The sequence below is a fragment of the Glaciecola sp. 33A genome (assembly GCF_002836745.1).
Classification (GTDB): Bacteria; Pseudomonadota; Gammaproteobacteria; order Enterobacterales; family Alteromonadaceae; genus Glaciecola.
Map to the genome: position 1 here is coordinate 34,709 of NZ_PJAR01000040.1, position 22,935 is coordinate 57,643.

Annotated in this window: 24 protein-coding genes; 21 read left to right on the plus strand and 3 right to left on the minus strand. The window is 42.6% G+C overall.

All coding sequences use genetic code 11. The features are described from left to right. Positions 1-113: 113 nt before the first annotated feature. The 3 genes from CXF81_RS20490 (at position 114) to CXF81_RS10395 (ending at position 2,430) form a co-directional block, all read left to right on the plus strand. A complete protein-coding gene (locus CXF81_RS20490) occupies positions 114-248 on the plus strand; it encodes a hypothetical protein (protein ID WP_255409445.1) in 135 nt (44 codons plus the stop codon). Positions 249-288: 40 nt separating this feature from the next. Next, positions 289-1,392, plus strand: coding sequence for a GTP 3',8-cyclase MoaA (gene moaA / locus CXF81_RS10390; protein ID WP_101181294.1), 1,104 nt, complete (start codon positions 289-291; stop codon positions 1,390-1,392). A 636-nt stretch (positions 1,393-2,028) separates the two neighbouring features. Beyond that, the gene (locus tag CXF81_RS10395) at positions 2,029-2,430 is read left to right on the plus strand and encodes a carboxylesterase family protein (protein ID WP_101181295.1); all 402 of its coding nucleotides are present in this window, start codon (positions 2,029-2,031) and stop codon (positions 2,428-2,430) included. Between the two features lie 686 nt (positions 2,431-3,116). Here CXF81_RS10395 and CXF81_RS10400 read toward each other — a convergent pair. Beyond that, the gene (locus tag CXF81_RS10400) at positions 3,117-3,701 is read right to left on the minus strand and encodes a CIA30 family protein (protein WP_101181296.1); all 585 of its coding nucleotides are present in this window, start codon (positions 3,699-3,701) and stop codon (positions 3,117-3,119) included. A gap of 271 nt (positions 3,702-3,972) precedes the next feature. On the opposite strand from CXF81_RS10400, the gene CXF81_RS10405 reads away from it, so the two are divergent. From CXF81_RS10405 to CXF81_RS20685, 15 genes are all read left to right on the plus strand, one after another. Beyond that, a complete protein-coding gene (locus tag CXF81_RS10405; RefSeq protein WP_232771886.1) occupies positions 3,973-4,272 on the plus strand; it encodes a MaoC/PaaZ C-terminal domain-containing protein in 300 nt (99 codons plus the stop codon). Positions 4,273-4,438: 166 nt separating this feature from the next. Continuing rightward, the gene (gene glp / locus CXF81_RS10410; RefSeq protein ID WP_101181297.1) at positions 4,439-5,674 is read left to right on the plus strand and encodes a gephyrin-like molybdotransferase Glp; all 1,236 of its coding nucleotides are present in this window, start codon (positions 4,439-4,441) and stop codon (positions 5,672-5,674) included. A gap of 470 nt (positions 5,675-6,144) precedes the next feature. Next, complete coding sequence (locus CXF81_RS10415; protein ID WP_101181298.1) at positions 6,145-6,864, plus strand: OmpW family protein; 720 nt, start codon at positions 6,145-6,147, stop codon at positions 6,862-6,864. Positions 6,865-7,151: 287 nt separating this feature from the next. Next, the gene (locus CXF81_RS10420; protein ID WP_101181299.1) at positions 7,152-8,015 is read left to right on the plus strand and encodes a xanthine dehydrogenase family protein subunit M; all 864 of its coding nucleotides are present in this window, start codon (positions 7,152-7,154) and stop codon (positions 8,013-8,015) included. Between the two features lie 2 nt (positions 8,016-8,017). Further along, positions 8,018-8,494: a (2Fe-2S)-binding protein gene (locus CXF81_RS10425; protein ID WP_101181300.1), complete on the plus strand. Its 477-nt coding sequence runs from the start codon at positions 8,018-8,020 to the stop codon at positions 8,492-8,494. A gap of 11 nt (positions 8,495-8,505) precedes the next feature. Continuing rightward, positions 8,506-10,908, plus strand: coding sequence for an aerobic carbon-monoxide dehydrogenase large subunit (locus CXF81_RS10430; RefSeq protein ID WP_101181301.1), 2,403 nt, complete (start codon positions 8,506-8,508; stop codon positions 10,906-10,908). Between the two features lie 83 nt (positions 10,909-10,991). After that, positions 10,992-11,576 carry an SRPBCC family protein gene (locus CXF81_RS10435; RefSeq protein ID WP_101181302.1) on the plus strand — a complete coding sequence of 195 codons (585 nt, stop codon included), beginning with the start codon at positions 10,992-10,994 and terminating at the stop codon, positions 11,574-11,576. 15 nt (positions 11,577-11,591) lie between these two features. Next, positions 11,592-12,485, plus strand: a complete 894-nt coding sequence (locus CXF81_RS10440; RefSeq protein WP_006009539.1) for a MoxR family ATPase — start codon at positions 11,592-11,594, stop codon at positions 12,483-12,485. A gap of 14 nt (positions 12,486-12,499) precedes the next feature. Continuing rightward, the gene (locus CXF81_RS10445; RefSeq protein WP_101181304.1) at positions 12,500-13,699 is read left to right on the plus strand and encodes a VWA domain-containing protein; all 1,200 of its coding nucleotides are present in this window, start codon (positions 12,500-12,502) and stop codon (positions 13,697-13,699) included. Positions 13,700-13,718: 19 nt separating this feature from the next. Continuing rightward, on the plus strand, positions 13,719-14,606 hold the full coding sequence (locus CXF81_RS10450) for an XdhC family protein (RefSeq protein ID WP_101181305.1): 888 nt from the start codon (positions 13,719-13,721) through the stop codon (positions 14,604-14,606). An 8-nt stretch (positions 14,607-14,614) separates the two neighbouring features. Continuing rightward, positions 14,615-15,259, plus strand: coding sequence for an NTP transferase domain-containing protein (locus CXF81_RS10455; protein WP_157825548.1), 645 nt, complete (start codon positions 14,615-14,617; stop codon positions 15,257-15,259). A 41-nt stretch (positions 15,260-15,300) separates the two neighbouring features. Further along, the gene (locus tag CXF81_RS10460; protein WP_101181307.1) at positions 15,301-16,152 is read left to right on the plus strand and encodes an XdhC family protein; all 852 of its coding nucleotides are present in this window, start codon (positions 15,301-15,303) and stop codon (positions 16,150-16,152) included. 3 nt (positions 16,153-16,155) lie between these two features. Beyond that, complete coding sequence (locus CXF81_RS10465; RefSeq protein ID WP_101181308.1) at positions 16,156-17,439, plus strand: aminotransferase class V-fold PLP-dependent enzyme; 1,284 nt, start codon at positions 16,156-16,158, stop codon at positions 17,437-17,439. Beyond that, a complete protein-coding gene (sufU, locus tag CXF81_RS10470) occupies positions 17,439-17,864 on the plus strand; it encodes a Fe-S cluster assembly sulfur transfer protein SufU (RefSeq protein ID WP_101181309.1) in 426 nt (141 codons plus the stop codon). The genes CXF81_RS10465 and sufU overlap by 1 nt, the downstream gene beginning before the upstream one ends. Further along, on the plus strand, positions 17,857-18,048 hold the full coding sequence (locus tag CXF81_RS20685; RefSeq protein WP_157825549.1) for a heavy metal translocating P-type ATPase metal-binding domain-containing protein: 192 nt from the start codon (positions 17,857-17,859) through the stop codon (positions 18,046-18,048). The genes sufU and CXF81_RS20685 overlap by 8 nt, the downstream gene beginning before the upstream one ends. A 15-nt stretch (positions 18,049-18,063) precedes the next feature. On the opposite strand, the gene CXF81_RS10480 is transcribed toward CXF81_RS20685, so the two are convergent. Continuing rightward, the gene (locus CXF81_RS10480; protein ID WP_101181311.1) at positions 18,064-18,771 is read right to left on the minus strand and encodes a TIGR02466 family protein; all 708 of its coding nucleotides are present in this window, start codon (positions 18,769-18,771) and stop codon (positions 18,064-18,066) included. A gap of 233 nt (positions 18,772-19,004) precedes the next feature. Between CXF81_RS10480 and CXF81_RS10485 the strand changes: the two genes are divergently transcribed. From CXF81_RS10485 to CXF81_RS10495, 3 genes are all read left to right on the plus strand, one after another. Further along, entirely contained in the window at positions 19,005-19,763 is a 759-nt protein-coding gene (locus CXF81_RS10485) for an SDR family oxidoreductase (protein WP_101181312.1), read from the plus strand. Between the two features lie 234 nt (positions 19,764-19,997). Beyond that, complete coding sequence (locus CXF81_RS10490) at positions 19,998-20,384, plus strand: DUF4389 domain-containing protein (protein WP_101181313.1); 387 nt, start codon at positions 19,998-20,000, stop codon at positions 20,382-20,384. A gap of 131 nt (positions 20,385-20,515) precedes the next feature. Beyond that, positions 20,516-20,800, plus strand: a complete 285-nt coding sequence (locus CXF81_RS10495) for a pyrimidine/purine nucleoside phosphorylase (RefSeq protein ID WP_101181314.1) — start codon at positions 20,516-20,518, stop codon at positions 20,798-20,800. A 152-nt stretch (positions 20,801-20,952) separates the two neighbouring features. Here the strand turns inward: CXF81_RS10495 and CXF81_RS10500 are convergent, their stop codons facing one another. Then, a complete protein-coding gene (locus CXF81_RS10500) occupies positions 20,953-22,782 on the minus strand; it encodes an NAD(P)/FAD-dependent oxidoreductase (protein ID WP_198556379.1) in 1,830 nt (609 codons plus the stop codon). Positions 22,783-22,935: the final 153 nt, after the last annotated feature.

Consider the following 22,935-nt stretch of genomic DNA (forward strand, 5'->3'; position numbering starts at 1 on the left):
GACAAACACCGTTATGTATTTTATATTTATGGTTTTTGTTATTATAGTAGCGATTGAAAACTACTTTAGCAGTGTTATGGTTTCGGTAAGCGAGCATAAGGAGTTACTCCCTAGTGCGACAGTTGCAGGAAGTAATGACGCAGCAATATGCCGAGCAAACAATCGATGTGGAAGAAAACTACTATCGGCTGAAGCCGTTAGAGTTCTTTGAAACCGGTGGATTATCTTACTATAGCTGCTTGTCATAACTTATCGCTTAATAATCAATTTATCCATACCAGGTGCTCAATGACTATAAAGATAATCCCTATTATTGACCTACTATCTGCTGGCCAAGTGCCGCTGATTCCAGCGAACGCGGCTGCTCCTAGTGGCCAAACCTCAGATACACGCGGCAGGCTCTTGGGCGATCTACGCATTTCAGTAACCGACCGCTGTAACTTCCGTTGTACCTATTGTATGCCGAAGGAAGTCTTCGGGAATGATTACCAATACCTGCCACGATCTGAACTTTTGAGTTTCGGGGAAATCACGCGCACGGCGCGGCTGTTCGTTGCACACGGTGTTACGAAAGTTCGTCTCACGGGAGGTGAGCCCCTGCTGCGTAAAAACCTCGAGGTGTTGGTCGAAATGCTGACCACCCTCAAAACGCAAGATGGGAAGCCACTTGATATAGCCCTTACTACGAACGCCACGTTATTACCCAAGAAGGCCAAAGCGCTCAAGGCTGCAGGCCTGAATCGAGTGACTGTCTCACTTGATTCTCTCGATGAGGTGACATTCCGGGCTATGAACGATGTTAATTTCCCCGTGGCTGATGTGTTAAAGGGTATCGACGCGGCACACGGCGCTGGCTTTACGTCCATTAAAATCAACATGGTTGTCAAGAAGGGTGTCAACGATAAAGATATCGTTGCCATGGCGCGGCATTTTAAAGGTAGCGGTCACATTGTACGCTTTATCGAATTCATGGACGTGGGTACCTCCAATGGCTGGTGTATGAACGATGTCGTTTCCTCAGCCGAGATTATACGCATGGTTAACGCAGAGATGCCGCTCATCGAATTACCATCCAACTACAGCGGTGAAGTCGCCCAGCGCTGGACTTATGCAGATGGAAGCGGCGAAATCGGCGTTATATCAAGCGTTACGCAAGCCTTCTGCTCTACCTGCACACGCGCCCGTGTTTCAACTGATGGCAAGTTGTACACTTGCCTATTCGCGGAGTCAGGCCATGACTTACGCGCACTTATGCGTTCAGGTAAAAGCGATACGCAAATTACCAATGCTATAGGGCTGATTTGGAACCAGCGAGAGGATCGGTATTCGGAACTTCGCACAGCAGAGACGACAAAACACAAAAAAGTTGAGATGTCTTATATCGGCGGTTGACAGTTTCAGCTGCACCCAATCTGCACTCTTACATAGGGGGCGGGTCTTATACCGACTATTAAGAATTCGACTTTTCAAACGACCCGTGCCAAAACCAGACCTTGGTTTTTCTTGAAAGCAGCGTCTCAGTTCCCAAAGATGTAATACTACTCGTGATTAAGCAATACGATTCAAAAGGGTTAGTGAACCTTCAAAAAGATGGAATTATTCTACAACGAGTTTGCGTACCTTTGATTTTTCTGACAATGCGTTTAGTTCTTCTTCGATAAGTTGCTGTTTTTCAACTACGTCTTGTAATGCAATTTATAATACTTCAAATCCGATGTCGCTCATTGTAATCGTAAATGTCTTGCTGTTATCAAGTACGTTAGTTTTTAGTGTAGAGCAGATTATTAAGCCTGACTATTGCAGGAGCAGGGCAAGGGAAAAGTCATAACATCACAGTTTTACTCGGCCAAAAATATTGTTCAATAGCGGAAAAGATAAAGGTCAAAAGTCCGCTCAATACACATACCTATTTTTTATCTTTTTCTAATAATTAGTGGTTGTAGCAGCAGCGATCCGTCACAAAATCCAACTGAAGCAACTAAACAACAGCCTAATCCTGCGGTTACGAGTACCGCAGAAGTTTACAAATTGGCGAACTTCTCTGTCGATTTAACTACCGATGTTAAATATGGCGAAGGTTTAAGTCACGCCTATTGGAATACAGAGTCTTCGGATTCAAAAAATCTACTATTGGATATTTATAAACCAAATAATGAAGAACCTTTAAAACCAGCTGTTGTTTTTATTCATGGTAGAGACTTTATAGGTGGCGATAAGTCAATGGCCGCAGCTTTTGATACGCTTACATATTTTGCGGAGCGCGGTTTTATCGGCATCTCCATCAACTATCGACTACTAAGGGATTACGGAACATTACCGGACACTTTGCTCAATGCAATTGACGCTATACTAAATTTATCGGAAAGTTCACGCGACCAAGTGAAGGCTATATACCCTGCAATTCGAGACGCCAAAGGTGCTATTCGTTAATTAACAAGACACCCATCGTAATAAATCGCAAAACTATTTTTTTGGCTACTCGTTATCATGGGTGTCTTGTTAATTGTCTCTTTTTTGTACAGAATTGATTTTCCAACCATGATATTCTTCCATATCTATTCTATATACTGACTTCACTTGCGTTGTACTAGGAAGCGTAGCCATAATATGAGAAAGGCGATCATTTTTTCTTGTTAGATGCATGAGTGGATGAGTTTGCATCTTTAAAAAACTCTATAGCCATTATTTTATACTTAATTTTTTACTGGTTGAAACAGTAAATTCGTGTAGACAAAATCGATCATAGAAGCGACCTCAGAGCTTGAAGAAATGACTTTCTTCGCGTCCTCAATACTTTTTGGATATGTCTCTATGCTGTTTAACATTTCTTTCCTTTCAGGTTCAGAAAGAGGATTACCTTGATGCGTAAGTTTTGGATTTAAAACTTTGTCTTTAGCTGTAGAAAGTGAATTAGTCATGGAAGTTATAAAGTGTTGTGGTTGAATTAGCAGGACGCTTCAATAAAGGATACATTTCAACTCTGAAGCGTCAAAATGTCTAAACGTACAAATAAAAATTACCTAAATGATGTTAAGCAAACAGCAATGTCGCTGTCTATCCTATCGCGTTGAAAATGGTGGTTAGCTCCGTACTCAAGGCGTATTGACAGCGTGATATTAAATGATCTCCGGGATCTGCCTGATATGCGAAATTTGTAACACAAACCTGCCTGGATTTTTGTCAGCCAACATAAAGCCCATTTGCGCAATATCTGAAAAATTTAATGCTGGTGCGCCGCGCACAAGACGCCCTCTGAATTGAGCTGTAAAGTCGTTAATATTGAACTGTATGCTTTGAATCTGGTCTTTTTTGGTAGTGAAGTTAGCTACATAAGCTACCCCATCTGCATTGCGGTTAGTGCGCAGCCTAAACTGATAGCTTCGTCCATCACCGAGCATTTTTATTTCGAAGGTCTCACTGCTGTTCCAATTTAAGGGCTCATATATTCGGCGGGTTGAGGCAAAGCCACCATTATTTTGCAATGATAAATCGCCGGAGAAAATCAGCATGTCTTTTTCAATGCCTAAACCTGCTCTTGAGCGACCACCCATAACAGTATCGTTAACGATGACCCAATTTTGGGCTTCTTTAGGATTAGTAAAATCTATACGCTTTTCCATTGTGTTGTTTTGAATACCCCATGAGCAGAAAGCAAGTAAACTAATACCCAGTGTCAACATTGATTTAGTTATTAAACGCATTTCATTTACCTTGATTTAGCACCAATACTTTGACATTAATATGCAAATAACAAGTAAAATGATCAATAAAGAAAATATGTTTGGTGAAACAGGTATTTCGTTGTTAGCTGACAATTGTTCAGTGTTGTCGTATATGATAGCGTTTAATCCGTTAACTTAATGCCGTTTACAAAAAGTTCGCTAGCTAGTATTAATATAATAACATACCAATTTGCTACAATTTCTATAACAGAGAGCGACGCAATCGCTTGATTTGAAGTCAGGATAGCATATGTATTTTGAAGATTATCAACCGGGTCAAACGTCAGATTTTGGCGCTTATCAGGTAACTGAAACTGAGATAAAAGACTTTGCCAGTAAATATGATCCCCAGTTCTTTCATTTAGACAATGAGGCGGCTAAAAAATCGCTGTTCGGTGGTTTATGTGCCAGTGGATGGCATACTGCAGCGATGTTCATGCGCATGTTAGTTGACAAATTGGGGGAGGAACATGGGTCACTCGGTTCACCTGGTATTGATAATCTCAAGTGGTTAAAAACGGTATATTCTGAGTGTCAGAGTGTGTGTTAAGCAATGCAGATTGTCACAGAGTAAACCAGGCGTTGGTTTAATTTGCGTGAGTTATGAGATTGTAAATCAAGATGACATCACCGTGATGACACTAGACTAAAATGCCTTTTTTAGGTGTAGAAAAAACTAGGCAAATTGTAAATTTATTTAATACAGGACACTATTAATGTCAGTTTCGTGTGACCAACCAGGTCTAATGTCAATAGAAGTAGCTAAAGCCCAAATTTCACAATTAGTAAATAGTGTAACTCAAACAGAGCAGATTCAACTTGAACGAGCTTTAGGTAGAGTGTTAGCAGAAGATATTTACTCTACAATTGACGTCCCCGGTTATGACAATTCTGCAATGGATGGATACGCTTTTAGGTTGCAAGACCTAATAGAGTTATCCACATTAACGGTGGTTGGAAAAAGCTTTGCTGGCAGTCCATATCTCAAACACCTTAGCGAGGGCGAATGCGTGCGCATCATGACGGGGGCCGCAGTGCCTAGTGGCGCTGATACCATAATGATGCAAGAAAACGCAATTGCCAAAGGTGACCAAGTCTCGTTTACTAAGATCCCTAAAAAAGGAAATGACCTTAGATTGGCGGGTGAAAATATTAAGAAGAATAGTTTAGTATCCATTATCGGTAAAAAGTTAACCGCGTCTGATATTGGCCTATTATCTTCGTTAGGGTGTGATTTGGTCCGAGTTTATAGGAAGCTTAAAGTCGCTGTATTTTCCACCGGCGACGAATTAATGCGAGCTGGCGATGATTATCAAGCACATAAGATATATGACGGCAATCGTCCTGCTATTATCGCACTACTGACAAAAATGCATTGTGAAATAATCGATTTCGGGATAGTGGCCGATGACAAAGATGAATTACGAAAAATTGTTCTGCAAGCCGATGTTCAAGCCGATTGTGTGATCACGTCCGGTGGTGTTTCGGTAGGAGAAGCTGACTTTGTTAAAGACATATTAGCTGAACTTGGACAAGTAGATTTTTGGAAAATTGCGATCAAACCTGGGAAACCGCTCGCTTTTGGTCGTTTACCAAACAGCATATTTTTTGGATTACCCGGCAATCCAGTATCAGCTTTCGTCACATTTAATCAAATAGCGACTGACGCATTAAAACAAATGGCGGGTGAAACAGTCAGTTTAGCTCATATATTACCTGCAGTTAGTGTTGGGGAACTCAAAAAACAGCCTGGCAGGACAGACTATCAAAGAGGAAAATGTTACATCAATAAATCTGGTCAATTAGCAGTAGAGTCTACAGGGGCGCAAGGTTCTGGTGTATTTTCAAGCTTCGCAAACAGCAATTGCTATATTGTCCTAGAAACAGACCGAGGCCATGTTCAAGCGGGTGAAACGGTGCAAATTCAACTTTTTGACTTCACTCTACTCTGATGCAAAAAATGCAAATAAGGTAAGAAAACTTACCTTATAGCTAACCCTTATGAAAACCACGCAGGTCCCACTTGCCTTGATGTTGATGCTAGTTAACATCAAAACTGTACATTCAGCTTTACACGAATGATTGTTAACTTTACCTGTCTAGTAATCTCCGTTCACGCGGGCACTTCTTTACCAACCTTTGCAATAGACCAATAAAGTCAAGTTACACAGTTCCTAAAGCACAGAAATCAACTTAATTGTGTTCGACATTCACTCTCTGTGTTCCGTCTAAAAGACCACTGCTAAACATCATATTTCGCATCAATAGGAAATTTTTTGTAACCTTGTTTGTGTTATCCCGTTGACTATATTAATAATTTTTTCTTATACTCGAGCTCGGTTATTAACAAAATATTAACGTTTAGTATTTTGGATGTGTAACTTCATTATGATGGTCACCATTTACTTAGGGAACACAACATATGAAAAAATCAATACCAATACTATCCGCTGCAACTGCTCTTTTTGGTGCTACCGCACTTTTTAGCGCTACCGCCTTGTTTAGCCCTAACGCAAAAGCTCATGAAAAAGGCGATATGCTCGTTCGCATCGGTTTAACGACGGTTGCACCAGACGAATCGAGCTCCAATATTTTTGTTGGCGGTGGTGACTTGGGATTTGCTTTAAACGTTGATAACAATACGCAAGTGGGGCTTAATTTTGCTTATTTTGTTACCGATAAATGGAATATAGAAGTGCTCGCGGCAACGCCTTTCACGCACGATGTTAATGTCAACACCAACCCATTAGGTTTAGCCCAACTTGGCGAGGTCACGCATTTGCCGCCTACGGTTACGGCAAACTACTTCTTTGCTGATAGCGGCGCTGCGTTTCAACCCTACGTTGGTGTTGGTCTAAATTACACAATCTTTTTTGATGAAAAATTTACCGCTGCTAATAAATCACTTGGTTTTAGCGATTTAGATTTAGACGCCTCTTTTGGTATTTCTGCGCAAGTCGGCTTTGATTACATGATTGATAACGAATGGTTTGTTAATGCCTCCGTTCGTTACATTGACATTAGTACGGACGCTAACTTTACTCTAGATAATGTGACTTTAGGTGCAGATAATGCCGCGGGTAATGTCACTGTAGACATCGATCCTTGGGTTTACACGGTATCTGTAGGATATAAATTTTAGACGGCTGTTGATAATAAATTAAGCTGGGGAATCGTTCGCTAGAAAGCACTTTGAGTGCTTATTTTATGAATAATGATTCTCTCGTAAATAAAGAGAAACGTTTTCTCTTAAATAAGACGCCTTTTCTCGAATGTTAAAATTAAGTTATTAATAATTAAGTTTTTATTAACAATTTAGGTTTTTTTTTAACAATTTGTGTTTTACTCTAAAAAGCATATAAAAATAAAAAATAAAGGTTCACGTTTTGACTCCTTCGATTAATAGCAACTCAACAATGTGAGGTCTACATGATTCCATCGTGTTTTGAATACCACAAAGCGACTAGCATCGCTGATGCCATCGCGAAACTACAGGACAATGAGGATGCTAAGCTACTTGCCGGTGGGCACAGCTTGCTTCCTATGATGAAGTTACGTTTTTCTGAAGCACCCTATCTAGTCGACATCAATGGTATAGAGGGTCTAAAGGGCATTAGTATCGATGGTGACACCATTACTATTGGTGCAATGACCACAGAAAGTGAACTGATCAGATCGGATACGTTGCAACAGTATTGTCCACTGCTAGTGGAGGCTGCAAAGCTCGTAGCTGACCCTCAAGTTCGAAATAAAGGCACTATTGGTGGCGATGTCGCGCACGGAGATCCCGGAAATGACCATCCAGCCGTCATGCTAGCATTGGATGCGCAGCTGGTTATTCATGGCCCCGATGGCGAACGAACGATCCCAGCAAATGGTTTTTTCTTGGGAACCTACTGGACTGCTCTTGACGAGTACGAGATTTTGGTTGCTATCAAAGTGCCGGCATTAAAGTCGGGCACTGGGCATGGTTATCATAAGCTAAAACGTAAAACCGGTGACTATGCAGTCGCAGGCTCAGCCGTAGTGGTTGAAATGAACGGTGATGTTGTGCGTGATATTCGGATTGGATTAACCAACGTTGCTCCTATGGCAATTCGTGCCGAAGCCGCTGAAGATTTAATTCGAGGCAACCGAGTTGACGACGTTTTGTTAAAGGCCGTTGAAAAAGCGATTGTTGCGGCATGTGATCCCGCCGTCGATTTGCGCGGTGATGAAGAGTACAAGTCTCATATGGCAGCCATCATGGCTCGCCGAGCAATTATCCAAGCTATCGAAAACGCAAAGGAGTAATCATGGCTAAGCAAGCAGTTTCATTTACACTCAACGGCAAAACCGTTGACGTACTCGTTGAGCCACGTGAGCTATTGATCCATACGCTCCGAGAAAATTTAAACCAAACAGGCGCACACATTGGTTGTGAAACGTCACACTGCGGCGTATGTACTGTCGATATTGATGGTGAATCGGTTAAATCGTGCACATTATTGACTGTTCAAACCGCTGGTTCTGACGTCAAAAGTGTGGAAGGTATGGCAACTGCCGATGGACTTCATGTTATTCAGCAAGCATTTGTTGATGAACATGGTTTGCAGTGCGGTTTTTGCACTCCCGGCATGCTAATGCGCGCCTATCGGTTCTTGCAAGAGAACCCAGATCCTAACGATGAAGAAATTCGTTGGGGCATGTCTGGTAATTTATGTCGTTGCACTGGCTATCAGAACATCATCAATGCGGTAAAAACAGCCGCTAAAAACTTACAGCAAGCGTGAGGTACTGAGTAATGGATACAGTAGCAGATAAGCAAAAACGCGAAGACTCATTAAATGGTGTTGGTTGCTCGCGCAAACGCAAAGAAGATGCTCGTTTTATTCAAGGTAAAGGCAATTATACCGACGACATTAAAATGCCTGGTATGTTGTTCGCAGATATGGTCAGAAGTCCGTATGCTCATGCCCGAATCATAAGCATTAATACAGAAAAAGCATTAGCGTTACCCGGCGTACACGCTGTTTTAACCGCAGCAGATTTGAAGCCCCTTAATCTTCACTGGATGCCAACTTTGGCGGGTGATGTGCAAGCTGTTTTAGCCGACGAAAAAGTCCACTTCCAATATCAAGAAGTCGCTTTAGTTGTTGCCGATGACCGCTACATTGCTGCCGACGCAATCGATCTCGTTGAAGTAGAATATGAAGAATTGCCCGTGTTGGTTGACCCACACAAGGCAATGACCACGGAAGCTCCAATTTTACGTGAAGATCTTGTTGGCAAAATGGAAGGCGCGCACAGCACGCGTAAACATGACAACCATATCTTTAACTGGCAAGCCGGTGAGAAAGATGCAACTGACCGTGTTTTTGATGCCGCAGAAGTGACCGTATCACAGGATATGGTCTATCATCGAGTACATCCATGTCCATTAGAGACCTGTGGGTGTGTTGCGTCGATGGATAAAATAAACGGCAAGCTAACGGTTTATTTAACATCACAAGCACCACATGTTGTTCGTACCGTGGTATCTATGCTTTCTGGTCTTCCTGAAAGCAGCGTACGCATCGTTTCCCCTGATATTGGCGGCGGCTTTGGTAATAAGGTCGGTATCTATCCGGGTTATGTGGCTTCTATCGTCGCTTCTATCGTCTTGGGCGTCCCAGTTAAATGGGTCGAAGACCGTATGGAAAACATTTCGACTACGGCATTTGCCCGTGACTATCATATGCGTGGCGAACTCGCTGCAGACAGCAACGGTATCATCAAAGCTTTGCGAGTCAACGTGTTAGCCGATCATGGTGCATTTGATTCATGTGCTGATCCATCTAAATTTCCTGCCGGGTTCATGCATATATGCACGGGTTCTTACGATATTCCCGTCGCGCATTTGAATGTCGATGGCGTGTATACAAACAAAGCCCCGGGTGGCGTTTCTTATCGATGCTCATTCCGTGTGACTGAAGCGGTTTACGTTATTGAGCGCACCATTGATGTTCTAGCACAGAAACTTGGTATTGATAAAGCAGAGATCCGTCGCCGTAATTTCGTTAAAAAAGAACAATTTCCGTATACAACTTGCTTAGGTTTCGAGTTGGATTCGGGCGACTACCATACTGCGCTGGAGAAAGTGCTCGATGCGGTCGATTATAAAGGCCTGCGGCGAGAACAAGAAGAAAAACGAGCGAACGGCGAGTTAATGGGTATTGGCTTAGTCACGTTTACTGAAGTGGTTGGTGCTGGGCCTTCTAAATCTTGCGATATTCTGGGCGTTGGTATGTTCGATAGTGCTGAAATTAGGGTTCATCCTACAGGTTCAGTGATGGCCCGCATGGGCACTATTACCCAAGGACAAGGCCATCAAACAACATATGCACAAATCATTGCTTCTGAATTGGGTATTACATCTGACGAAATTGCAATTGAGGAAGGTGATACCGATACTTCACCCTATGGACTGGGAACCTATGGTTCTCGTTCTACGCCTGTAGGTGGTGCTGCAACAGCGGTAGCTGCGCGTAAAATTAAAGCGAAAGCAAAGAAAATAGCGGCTCATCTACTAGAGGTAAGTGAAGACGATCTTGAGTGGGAAGTTGATCGCTTTAAAGTGAAAGGTGTTCCGGGTCAAGAAAAAACCATGAAGGACATCGCATGGGCGGCATATAATAATGTACCAGAAGGAATGGAGCCTGGTCTTGAAGCGGTTGATTACTATGATCCACCAAACTTCACTTTTCCATTTGGTGCCTACCTCTGTGTTGTCGACATCGACAAAGACACCGGCGTAACTGACATACGTCGATTCTATGCCCTAGACGACTGCGGTACACGCATAAACCCGATGATTATTGATGGCCAAATTCATGGTGGTCTTACTGAAGGATATGCTGTCGCAATGGGACAAGAAATGCCATACGACGAGGAAGGTAACCTGCTAGGTAATACCTTAATGGATTATTTTTTACCAACCTTCGTTGAAACACCCAAGTGGGAAACAGACTATACCGTTACACCTTCACCACACCATCCAATTGGTGCCAAAGGTGTCGCTGAGTCACCCCATGTTGGCAGTATTCCAACCTTCACTTCCGCTATGGTTGACGCCTTTGCGCATTTAGACGTCACTCACATGGATATGCCTCACAATGCCTATCGCGTTTGGAAGCAAATTAAAGCACTTGGATTACTAGACAATTAGCTAATTCGTTAGCCCGTCTCAAACCAGTCCTGATAGCTATCAGGACTGGTTTGTTATTTTCTTTATATTGGAATTATTAAAAAATGAAAGTCGATTTAAACAAAGAGTTTTCACTGCCTGGTACTGGCCTCCAAGCCTGGACTTTCTTGCAAGATATTAGAGGTGTTGCTAGCTGTATGCCCGGTGCTGAGATTACGGAAGACCTAGGCGATGGAAATTATAAAGGTAAAGTTAAGGCAAAAATTGGACCGGCAACTATGTCCTTCAATGGCGATATTATTATCCAAAATATAGATGCCGCAAAACGTGAATTGCATATGATTGGGAAAGGACAGGACACTAAAGGTTCATCCTCTGCCACCATGGATTTACGAGCATGGGTAGAAGACAGTGACGATGGTAAAAGTGTTCTTCAAGGTGTTGCAACAGTAACCGTAAATGGCAAAGCGGCCAGTCTAGGAGGTCGAATGATGACCCAAGTTGCGGATCAAATGCTAAATCAATTTGGAAAAAGTTTTGCCAATAATGTTGCCAGCATGGGTGAAGGTGAAGAAGCTGAAATGGCGCGGGATAAAATTGCAGAGCAACCTGCGGAATTAAATGGACTCGCATTCGCTTGGTCCGTTTTTGTGGGTTGGTTTGGTAGTCTTTTTAATTCGAAAAAATAGAGTGATTAAATACTGATGACTAAAGTTAATCGCATCGCTGAGTTTCAGGGGAAATTGTCGGAGCTTGGCTACATAGCCGAACGTAATTTATCAGCAAGTCTCTTACTATTTTCAGATATGAAACGTCCATTATTGCTGGAAGGCGATGCGGGTGTTGGTAAAACTGAAATAGCGAGGGTTATCTCTCAGCTTTATGATTGTCCTCTCATTCGTTTGCAATGTTATGAAGGTCTAGATGTTAACTCGGCGGTTTACGAGTGGAATTATCAGCATCAGCTACTCTCAATTAAAATGCTCGAAGAGCGACAGCAGAATAACCCAAATGGCTCGATGGAGAGTGAGCTTTTTAGTGAAAAATACTTATTACAGCGGCCGTTGCTAGCGGCTATCATGCAAGAAAAGTCACCTGTTTTACTGATCGATGAAATTGACAGAGCAGATGAAGAATTTGAAGCTTATTTGTTAGAACTACTTTCAGAATTTCAAGTGAGTATTCCTGAAATAGGAACTATAAAGGCCAAATCTATTCCTTTCGTGGTATTAACATCGAACGGTACAAGAGAGTTGAGCGACGCGCTTCGGCGTAGGTGCTTCTATCATTATGTTGACTACCCTAGCTTCGATAAAGAACTTCAAATTGTCAATAAACGCGTACCTGAAATTGGTCCTCAACTTGCTCGGCAGGTGGTTGCTTTCATTCAGGATTTACGCAAGATTGATTTACAAAAAGTGCCCGGAGTTGCGGAAACACTCGATTGGGCTGCTGCACTGTTGAATTTAGGTATTACTAGCTTAGACGAGGATATGGAGGTCATTCAAGACAGCTTAGTTTGTCTATTAAAAACACGAGAAGATTCGATGCGCTTAGAGCCTTTTGAAATAGAGCGACTGATCGCTCGCGCAGTCTAATTTAGAGCTGATTGATGACACAATCAAACAAAGTATATTGTGATGAGTTTTCTGAACATTTAACTCGCCGGGTTGTTGAGTTCATTCGTCATGCGCGTAACAATAATTTTCGCGTTGGTATTGCTGAGCAAGTCGACGCACTCAAAGTTGCTGAGTATTGTTATATAAGCGACAAATATTCCTTTAAATTAGGCTTAAAAGCATTAATTTGCTCGAATGAAGATGATTGGAAAAAATTCGATGAGGTTTTTAATGCGTATTGGTTGTCATCAAATACCAAACAATTCGTTCAAGCAAATCAATCTCCTGCGGCGAAGAAAAAGTCACCTGAGCAGCAAAAGCAACAATCTGAAGGAGATAGAAAGCAAACGCCTAAACCATCGTCAGCCGATACAGCCGCTGAGCAAGAAGGCGAGGATGTGCCAGAAGCGAGCGGCACCAAAGAAGGTGCAAGCTCACGAGCAAATCTTGCCAAGGAAGATTTTCATTCAATAAAAGATCCCGATGAAATGCGTAAAATGGAGCGCTTGATAGAACGTCTAGCGAAAAAAATGAAAAAACGAATTTCCCGACGTTACCAATATCAGGCAAACAAAGGCAAAATCGACCTTCGCAGAACCATACGCAAGAGTTTACGTTACGGGGGTACACCTCTTGAACTCTGCAAAAAACGGCTAAAGCCACAGACGCCGAAACTCATTATTATTGTCGACGTGAGTCGCTCAATGGCTATGTATAGTTTTTTGTTTTTACGTTTTGCAAGGGGACTCATTAATGTGTTTAAAGATGTCCAAGCTTATGCCTATAACACACAGCTTTTGCCAATCACCAATGCCTTAAAACAAACCGATTTAATGCGAGTTAGAAATAGCCTAGCGATGATGTCGGATGATTGGTCTGGGGGCACTAAAATTGGCGAAAGTCTGCATAAGTTTAATCAACAATATGGGCAGAGTGTTAATAAACGCTCTTTAGTCATGATTGTTAGCGATGGCCTTGACGCTGGTCCATGCGAAGAGCTTACCAGCGAGATGCAAATACTAAAACGACGTTGCAGAAAAATTGTCTGGTTAAATCCATTACTAGGCCATGATGGATATGAACCAATCGCTGCTGGTATGTCTGCAGCGTTGCCTTTTATTGATTTATTCGCTCCAGCCAACAACCTAGAATCACTGGCTGCACTTGAAGGTGCGTTAACTAAAACTTGGTAGCACGTTAAGGAAAAACAGCATGATTAATTCAACCGAACTGGAACTAAAAGCAGAACAATTACTTCAACAAGGGAAGCACTTTACTTTGGTCACAGTAGTTCGTTGCGAATCACCAACGTCAGCAAAACCGGGGGCAAAAGCAATAGTTACTTTTGAAGGGGACATTTTTGGTTGGATAGGAGGCGGTTGTGCACAGCCAGCTGTTATTAAAACCGTACGAGAATGCATTAAGACAGGACAACCACAGCTGATTAGAGTCACCCCGACGCATCAAACTGCGTTGGAAGATGGTATCGTCAAATTTAATATGGCGTGCCACTCAGGTGGGACCTTAGATATATTTATAGAGCCAATTACTGTGAAACCATTATTGTTAATTATAGGGGCCTCTCCGGTTGCCCAAGCCTTATCAAAAATTGCCTCTATGTCTGGTTTTGAGGTTACTGTTGCGGCAGAAGACACATCTAATGCGCTTTTTTCCAGTGCGGTGAGTGTGCTCGACAGCCTTGAAATATCGGACGGACATTTTAATCGTATGCCATACGTTGTTGTGTCAACTCAAGGAAAACGGGATGAAGCGGGCCTAAAAGCGGCATTGAAAATCGCGTCACCCTATACTGCATTGGTGGCTAGTTCAAAAAAAGCGATAAAGCTATTAGAAAAGGTGGCTGTGACAACGTTTTCGTCGGACGCAATCAACAATGTTCGGTATCCAGCAGGCCTTAAAATCGGAGCCAATACGCCAGAAGAAATCGCTGTTGCGCTGTTAGCTGAGCTTATACAGTTTAAAAATGCTAGAAGCGAGAGTATGTATACTCCGCCTGACATACAAAACGAGAGCGCTAATACGAATTCTGAGTTAGCAGCCAAGCCGCCTGAATCGAGCAGTTGCTGCTCATCTAAATGACAAATATAATGACTTCAAAACGATTATCTTGCGTGTTATTGGCCGCCGGCCTTTCGTCGAGGATGGGAGAACAAAATAAACTGCTAATCAATATCGAAGGACAATCACTGGTTCGCAGAACGGCACAATTATTGGTTGACTACGGACTGGATGAAATTGTCGTGGTTGTTGGACACGAAGCTACGTTAGTTGCCAGTGAGTTAATTGATTTGCCTGTCAGTTTAGTAGAAAACCACGACTATCGTGAAGGCCAAATGACTTCCGTGTATACTGGTATAAAATCACTAACTAAAAATACAGACGGCATTATTATTTGCCTGGCAGATTTAGTATTACTTGATAAGGCAGATTTATACGCAATGCACTTAGCGTTTGATAAATGTACAACATCGATATTGGTTCCACAATATTTAGGTGAAAGGGGCAATCCGATTATTTTGGATCATTCGCAGCGTCAAGCTATCCTCAACGGTGAGAAAAACTTGGGGTGTCGTAAGTTAATCCAAAAACAACCTCAAGAAGTCACTGTATTTGAAGCTCAAAACGACCACGTTACCTTTGATTTAGATACGCCGGAAGCACTGCAGAATGTCAGGCAACGATTGCAGCACAAAGAGTATGATACAAAACAACCGCGTGCTCGCAATGCATGACCGTAATGCATAAATAAGTATGTACTTAAAGAGAAATAATTATGGCTCGTAGTATTTTCGACATCATGAATGATATGCAACAGAGGCAAGAACCATTTGCTGTGGCAACGGTTGTAGACACCTATGGTTCAGTTTCAGCAAAAACAGCTTCCAAAGCTATTATTGATGCTCAGGGTCGAGTCGTCAGCGGCTGGATAGGAGGGGGCTGTGCCGAATCAAGCACTTGCGAAAAGGCCATTGAATGTATTGAAACAAATCAAACAGCGATGATGGAAATTGACTTAGATGATGAAATGTTGGGTGCAGGAATGCCTTGTGGAGGCGGTATGAAAGTCTATGTAGAGCCTGTGTTACCGGAGCCTACTATATGGGTTATGGGGCATGGCAAAGTAGCTGAAGTAATTTGTGCTATGGGCGATATACTAAGCTATCGAGTGATCGTAAATGACCTTGGTGCTACGCGGGATAAATTTCCTGCTGCCGAGCATATCATTACCGATGATCTAGATTATAGTCAATTAACACCTAAGCCAAATGACTATGTAATAATAGCGACACAACATAAAGGCGACCATGAGTCTATTAAACAAGCACTGAGTTGCGATGCGGGTTATATAGCGCTTATAGCTAGCCGCAAGCGTGCAAGACTGGTATTGGATTATTTACGCGAAGAACACGTTAGTGAAGATGAGATTAGTCGCGTCGTTGCACCCTCAGGCTTAGATTTAGGTCCGCAAACACCAGAAGAAATTGCGTTGTGTATTTTGAGTGAAATTACATTGTTGCGTCGCGGTGGCACAGGCATAAGAAACAGAGATAAATTGTTGGTGGAAGATGCGGGCGGGGCGGTCGCGACACTACACCAAGCTCATAAACTGGCGGCTGGTGAATAAAAAATGAATTCTGCGACTTTATCTAAGACCCGGACTGACAAGCAAAGTAACCTAGGCGGGCGGATTAATCCTGAACGTGTTAAAGCGCTTTTTCCTATTTTTAGAAATAATGAATTAACGCGAAACTTGAGTTATTTAGATAACGCAGCCACCTCGCAAAAACCAGAGGTGGTGATGCAGGCAATGGATGATGCCATGCGGCTATTTCATAGCCCTGTTAACCGCGGCTTTTATCCTTTGGCTGAACAAACAACGACGCGATATGAACAAGCGCGAGAACGACTCAAAAGTTTTATAGGCGCTGAAACTGATACATCAGTGATTTTTACTGCCTCAGCAACGGACAGTATCAACCAAGTGGCACAAGGCTTTTTGCTAGCGCGCTTAAAACCAGGACAAAATGTGTGGGTAACACGCATGGAACATCACTCAAACTATCTACCTTGGCAAGATGTGTGTGAAAAATCGGGGGCGAATCTGCGCATAATCGAGCTCAACAGTGCTGGCGAATTAGACCTAGACCGACACCTTGATATATTTTCTGATACGACAGCGATGATTGCACTGACCCAAACATCCAATGTATTGGGCACGACCAATGATGTAGGAGCCATCTGCAAGCAAGCCAAGCAAATGCATATCCCGGTTCTCATTGATGCCGCTCAGGCGGTGGTGAGTAATACGATTAATGTGCAACAGCTTGGCTGTGACTTTTTGGTCTTCTCTGCACATAAAATGTTTGCACCAACTGGCATTGGGCTGCTGTATATAGCGCCAGATAGACTTGATCAAGTGCAACCAGTAAGACTAGGAGGAGGTATGGTCGACTTTGCCGCCGACCACATCGCTGACACCACTTGGAGTGAAGCGCCGCATCGTTTTGAAGCGGGCTCACCTAATCTTGTGGGTGCCGTTGGTTTTGCAGCAGCGTGCGACTTTGTCGAGTCCTTGGGTCAAGCAAACATTAAGACGCATATTGGAGAATTGGCGAGTAGTCTATATCAACAACTATCACATTATCCAAATCTGCACCTAGTTTCACCTGCCAAGCATCTGTCTTCAGGCATTGTTAGCTTTTATCATGATGTGATCCATGCTCATGACCTTGCCCAAATTATGGGCGACTCTGGTGTTGCTGTTCGAGCTGGTCACCATTGTGCTCAACCACTATTAAAACATCTGGGAGTCAGCTCAACATTGCGTATCAGTATTTCTGTGTATAACACTAACGATGATATTAGGGCTGTGGTGAATGCACTAGAGTACGCTGAGAAGGTCTTTGCCTAATGTCAGACTCGCAGTTATATAAAGCACAGTTGCTGGATCACTTTAAGAAACCTCGAAATAAAGTAGTCGGAGAGTTAAGCACAATGCAAATTGTTAAAAGAGGCTCTAATCCGCGCTGTGGGGATGACATTGAAGTTGGTTTTAGCCTGACTGGGAATATTATACACTCGATTCAATTTAGAGGTCGAGGTTGTTCCGTGTGCATCGCGTCGGCTTCAATGATGACTGAATCCACTAAAGGACAGTCGGCTGAGTATGTAAAAAGTATAGCTGCTCAAATGCAACGATGGATAGCCGGAGAAGACGTCAATATACCTGATATGCTGTTACCACTCGAGGCCGTGCGCCGACATCCTGCGCGGAAAAAATGCGTGATGCTGGCCTGGCATGCACTAGTCGAAGGTATGGATGAATGCAATGTCTAATACATCGGCATGCAGAGCGCTAAGTTATGAGTGCGCTCACTGCAAGCTGATCAGCCATGGAAAACCAACCGAAACCGTTGTAATCCATGACCAAGAGTTGTCAATGTGCTGCCTTGGATGCGTCTATGCGGCGGAAATGCTTGTTGGCTTATATTATTCAGACTTTTATGCCAAAACACCATAGCCTATTAGTGTCGATTTACAGTTTGTTGGTAAAGCTATGGTCAAACAAGCCATCCCCTTGGTCGCCATGTACCTGGACATTAAACGACACAACAATTCGGTCTTTTTTACCAATATAGGGCATTGCCATATGTTTCAGGTGTGAGGGGAAAATGCACAAAACGCCTTCTTCAGGTGGCGAGTCAAAACTATTGTCTTGCAGGTATAGATTGCCCGAATCCATATAGCCTCCACCAATTATATCCATTTGGTGACCATAAAATCGGGTTACACCATTCATTTCACCCAATTCTTTATTAGCGACACGACTTTCTTCATCATCAACTTGCACATAATAAACGCCAGACCAAGCACAATTGCCATGATTATGCGTCTCATGAAGACCGTGACCATTTTGGATTTGAAACCAAGCGCCAACAACATTCATTTGTAGCTTTTTAGAGGAACTGAACTGCCAAAGTTTAGCGTTCACTTGAGTCGACATCTGAAATAGTTGGTCAGAAATAAATGTAAATAATGCGTTCAGTTCTGGATGGCTATAGCGCATTAATAAGTCGTCACTACTAGAATAAACAGGCGCTTTTAGCTTGTCATTATTATTTCGATGCGCAACAAAAAGTGTTACCAGTGCTTTATTAACTTCGACATTATCAGCGAACTTGGTTCGCAGAAATGGCGTCGGCCACAATAAATGAAGGTCTGGGTTGTGTTGAGTATCGGTCATAACAATATCAATTTAGTGTTGGATTAGGTATAGGATACTCAGCCACATTACCAATGTCTAGTGATGCAAAGCGCTGATCCAATCCAGCATTGCAAAGGTCTGCATCTCAGCGTTCGACTGCGCGGACTATTCATAATTATTCAGACTAATAGACTCCCATGAAAGTAAATAATTTCCACTATTTGAGTAAACACTCTAAGGTCTAGGGACTTACATACATTTGGGTTAATGCGTTGAATAATTTTAATAATAAAGTAGTTTTAATAACGGGTGCTGGTAACGGTATTGGTCGCGCAACGGCCCTAGCATTTGCGCAACAAGGTGCCAGTGTGGTGGTAGCTGATATTAATCAAGCCGATGGTGAAGAAACAGCGTCGAAAATCACTCAAGCCGGCGGCATTGCTACATTCATTCTTTGCGATGTAACACAAGATCAAGATGTTAAAGCACTGGTTGATGGCACCTTAGCAATCTACGGAAAATTAGACATCGCCTTTAATAATGCAGGTATCGAAATTGAACAAAGTAAATTGGCCGATGGCGACGAAGCTGTTTATGACAAAATAATGGACGTCAACGTCAAAGGCGTTTGGCGCTGCATGAAATATCAAATTCCGGCGATGCTGCTACAACCATCTTCGGCCATTGTAAATACGGCGTCTATTGCTGGTTTGGGTGCAGCACCGAAAATGAGTATTTACTGCGCCAGCAAACATGCTGTGATTGGGCTAACCAAATCAGCCGCTGTCGAATATGGTAAAAAAGGTCTACGTGTTAACGCCGTTTGTCCGGCCGTTATTGATACCGATATGTATAAGCGGGCAACACAGAACGATCCGCAAAAACAGCAGTATGTAAAAAATCTCCATCCCGTTGGACGTATTGGTCAACCTGAAGAAGTCGCTGGGGCTGTGTTATATTTGTGTTCAGACTTAGCCTGCTTTACCACAGGAGTCGCTCTGCCAGTGGATGGGGGCTCAACCGCTATTTAAAATGGTGCTCTGTTAGATGCTTGGTCGACCTTAATTTTGTTAGAATTTACGCTTGTTATGATGTTGGTGATTTTCGTCATAATGTGGCGATAAAAAACAATAATTCGTTATTTTTGTATTTTATTGTCAAAGATTAAACTTAACTATATGATTTAATTGTAAATATTATTGGCTTTATTATTGCTATAGTTAAGAAGAATGAACAACTTACAATACTGTTTTTAGGAGAATTAAATGGACGAAAAAATTAAAGCAAGATTAACTAATGTGGATACGTGGAAGCGAGGCTTATTCATGGTTCTGTTCAGCATATTTTCAGGTGTGGCAAAATTTATCGTATCCTTGACGGCAATTTTTCAATTTCTGACACTTCTGTTTAAAGGAGAGGTAAATCAAGCAGTGATACCTTTTGGTCAAAATTTGAGTACTTATATCTATCAAATCACCTTATTTTTAACCTTCAAAACTAACGAAATGCCGTTTCCTTTTGTTGCTTTCCCAGATGGAACACCGGCATCAATGGACAATGGGCTTAACACGGAAAACGTCGCCACTGCGCAAACTAGGACGAAAAGTGATGAAGAAACTGTTGATGTAACAGATGACGATATCAAAAAATAAAGAAACAGATAAAGAGAGCGAAAGGAAGCTAGCATGGGTGCTCGAATAAATTAAATTAATTGCCATTGCTTACAGTCAGGTCGCAAAAATGTAGACTACTGGGTCTTTAGTTTTGAATTGGAAAGATAAATATGTTTAACGTAAACGAATATTTTGAGCGCAAGGTAGCATCAATTGCCTTTAATACTGCTGTTCAGTCTGCAACGGTTGGGGTTATGGCTCCGGGTGAGTATGAGTTTGGTACTAGCGAATTTGAAACTATGACGGTTGTTAGTGGGGCATTAACGGTGTTACTACCAGAACAACAAGAGTGGAAAACGTTTACAGCTTCAGAGGTGTTTACGATTGAGGCAAATAAAAAATTCAAGGTCACTACTACCGTCGATACTGCTTATCTTTGTACTTATGGTCAGTGATTTGTTGGCTGAATTTTTTTGCCTTCTGCTTAGGATACATGATGGAGCGACAGTCCTCTGAATGCAATTGTAATTGCAATAAAAAGCTAGCATCGTGACAAATAGGTAGCTTATGTAAGCTACCTATTTATATCTGCTCATGGACTACGGCATTAGCTTAGGTGGTGTACAGGCTCCATTCCGTAAACCGGTGTATCAATGTTTTCCATACGTGCTTTTATCTGCAGTGACAGGTACTGAGAGTAGTGTCGGGACTGGTGCAAGTTACCTCCATGAAACCAGAGAGCCTCTTGATGCGTGGGTTTCCACATATTGCGTAGTTCACCTTCCCATGGACCAGGATCTTTGTTCGTATCAGACCCCATACCCCAGCATTTCCCAACTTTATCGGCCACCTCTTGAGAGATTATCTTGGCCGCCCAACCGTTCATTGAACCATAGCCAGTAGCGTAAACAATTAAATCAGCTGCTAGCTCGGTTCCGTCGGTTAATACCACCGATTTTGGTTTAATTTTTTCAATAGAAACGCCGGATTTAAGTTTAATATGGCCATCAGCGACTAGGTCTGATGCACCAACATCAATGTAGTAACCTGAACCGCGACGCAGATATTTCATAAACAGTCCGGAACCGTCCTCACCAAAGTCGAGTAAAAAACCCGCATCAGTTAAACGTTGATAAAATTCAGCATCGCGTTCTGCAACTGCTTGATAAGCCGGTATATGGAACTGTGGCATAATCTGGAAAGGCAATGAAGCAAAAGTTAAATCGGCTTTATAGGTTGTCATCCCACTTTCAACCGCCTCTTCTGAATATAAGCCTCCTAATACCAGTTCCATCAGCGAGTCAGATTTTATAATGTGGGTGGATGAACGCTGGACCATAGTTACGTCAGCATCGTTTTCCCATAACGCACAGCAGATATCATGCGCAGAGTTGTTGCCGCCTAGTACGACACATTTTTTACCTTTAAAGGCTTCGCCACCGGGGTGTTTACTAGAGTGATGTTGCTCTCCTTCAAAGGTATCCATTCCCGGTATGTCGGGTGTACTCGGTATACCAGACATGCCAGTCGCCAAGATCAACTGCTTAGGGCGGAGTGTAAGGTTCTCTCCATCGCGAAAAACATCTACCGTCCATTCTTGTTTCTCTTCATCATATTGAGCGCGAGTACAGCGTGTTGATCCCCAAAAGTTTAGCTCCATTACTTTGGTGTACATCTCTAACCAATCGCCGACCTTGTCTTTTGGGGTGAATACAGGCCAATTTTCAGGAAAAGGTAGATAAGGCATGTGGTCATACCAGATTGGATCATGCAGCGAAAGTGATTTATAGCGATTACGCCATGTGTCACCCGGTTTAGGTAGGGCGTCAATAACAATTGTCGGGACATCCAGTTGCCGTAGGCGAGCGCCTAATCCTATGCCCCCTTGTCCACCACCAATAATCAGGCAGTAGGGTTGTTCCGTGTAGCCAAGATTAGCTTCTTCATGCTGGCGTTTTTCTAGCCACGTTTGACGGTTTTTATTGGCGCCATGTTCTGTGCCTTTGGGGCGCAGTTTATTACGTTTTTCCGGGTAATCGTTTAGCTCTGTCATCGTGCTTAAAAATGTCCATGCGAGTCCATTGCGCAAGCGCACATATGCGCGTCCTTTTGCAACGACGGTCTCGAAGGTGATCCATGCTTCGATAACGCCGTCAGCTTCAGTAGCATCTCCTTCAATTTTCCAGTTACAAGGACGGACATTATCTATTGTTGCCGCGATCATATGACTAATAGCATCGCTTCCTTCAAGCGTTTTTATATTCCATGTAAAAACGATTAGATCACGCCAGAAGCCTGTTTTTTCAAACAAATCAGCGGCATCTGTTGGGGTAGCTGAACTAAGTTTAGCGGCTAATTTTTCTAACCACATTTGTGCTAAAAGCGTTGGTGAATGAACCGAGTCAAGTTCGGGACTTTTTAATGGGGTATTGCTCATCAGTATCTCCAATGCAGATTATTTTTTGTGATAGCGTTAAGGCTATTACTTTCGTTACCCGCTTGATAATTAAACCTGTAGTGGGTTGTCTGAAAGGATAGTGCAGTAACTGTGCCTGACTGCCGGTGCTTATTTATTTAGGATGATAGCTAT

Excerpts from the sequence above, each read along its gene's own strand:
- CXF81_RS10450 (WP_101181305.1), top strand. The coding sequence starts at position 13,719 with ATGATTAATTCAACCGAACTGGAACTAAAAGCAGAACAATTACTTCAA.
- CXF81_RS10415 (WP_101181298.1), top strand. The coding sequence starts at position 6,145 with ATGAAAAAATCAATACCAATACTATCCGCTGCAACTGCTCTTTTTGGT.
- CXF81_RS10500 (WP_198556379.1), bottom strand. The coding sequence starts at position 22,782 with ATGAGCAATACCCCATTAAAAAGTCCCGAACTTGACTCGGTTCATTCA.
- CXF81_RS10465 (WP_101181308.1), top strand. The coding sequence starts at position 16,156 with ATGAATTCTGCGACTTTATCTAAGACCCGGACTGACAAGCAAAGTAAC.
- CXF81_RS10440 (WP_006009539.1), top strand. The coding sequence starts at position 11,592 with ATGACTAAAGTTAATCGCATCGCTGAGTTTCAGGGGAAATTGTCGGAG.
- moaA (WP_101181294.1), top strand. The coding sequence starts at position 289 with ATGACTATAAAGATAATCCCTATTATTGACCTACTATCTGCTGGCCAA.
- CXF81_RS10400 (WP_101181296.1), bottom strand. The coding sequence starts at position 3,701 with ATGCGTTTAATAACTAAATCAATGTTGACACTGGGTATTAGTTTACTT.
- CXF81_RS10490 (WP_101181313.1), top strand. The coding sequence starts at position 19,998 with ATGGACGAAAAAATTAAAGCAAGATTAACTAATGTGGATACGTGGAAG.
- CXF81_RS10460 (WP_101181307.1), top strand. The coding sequence starts at position 15,301 with ATGGCTCGTAGTATTTTCGACATCATGAATGATATGCAACAGAGGCAA.
- CXF81_RS10495 (WP_101181314.1), top strand. The coding sequence starts at position 20,516 with ATGTTTAACGTAAACGAATATTTTGAGCGCAAGGTAGCATCAATTGCC.
- CXF81_RS10405 (WP_232771886.1), top strand. The coding sequence starts at position 3,973 with ATGTATTTTGAAGATTATCAACCGGGTCAAACGTCAGATTTTGGCGCT.
- CXF81_RS10435 (WP_101181302.1), top strand. The coding sequence starts at position 10,992 with ATGAAAGTCGATTTAAACAAAGAGTTTTCACTGCCTGGTACTGGCCTC.
- sufU (WP_101181309.1), top strand. The coding sequence starts at position 17,439 with ATGTCAGACTCGCAGTTATATAAAGCACAGTTGCTGGATCACTTTAAG.
- CXF81_RS10425 (WP_101181300.1), top strand. The coding sequence starts at position 8,018 with ATGGCTAAGCAAGCAGTTTCATTTACACTCAACGGCAAAACCGTTGAC.
- CXF81_RS10445 (WP_101181304.1), top strand. The coding sequence starts at position 12,500 with ATGACACAATCAAACAAAGTATATTGTGATGAGTTTTCTGAACATTTA.
- CXF81_RS10455 (WP_157825548.1), top strand. The coding sequence starts at position 14,615 with ATGACTTCAAAACGATTATCTTGCGTGTTATTGGCCGCCGGCCTTTCG.
- CXF81_RS10430 (WP_101181301.1), top strand. The coding sequence starts at position 8,506 with ATGGATACAGTAGCAGATAAGCAAAAACGCGAAGACTCATTAAATGGT.
- CXF81_RS20685 (WP_157825549.1), top strand. The coding sequence starts at position 17,857 with ATGTCTAATACATCGGCATGCAGAGCGCTAAGTTATGAGTGCGCTCAC.
- CXF81_RS10480 (WP_101181311.1), bottom strand. The coding sequence starts at position 18,771 with ATGACCGATACTCAACACAACCCAGACCTTCATTTATTGTGGCCGACG.
- CXF81_RS10420 (WP_101181299.1), top strand. The coding sequence starts at position 7,152 with ATGATTCCATCGTGTTTTGAATACCACAAAGCGACTAGCATCGCTGAT.
- glp (WP_101181297.1), top strand. The coding sequence starts at position 4,439 with ATGTCAGTTTCGTGTGACCAACCAGGTCTAATGTCAATAGAAGTAGCT.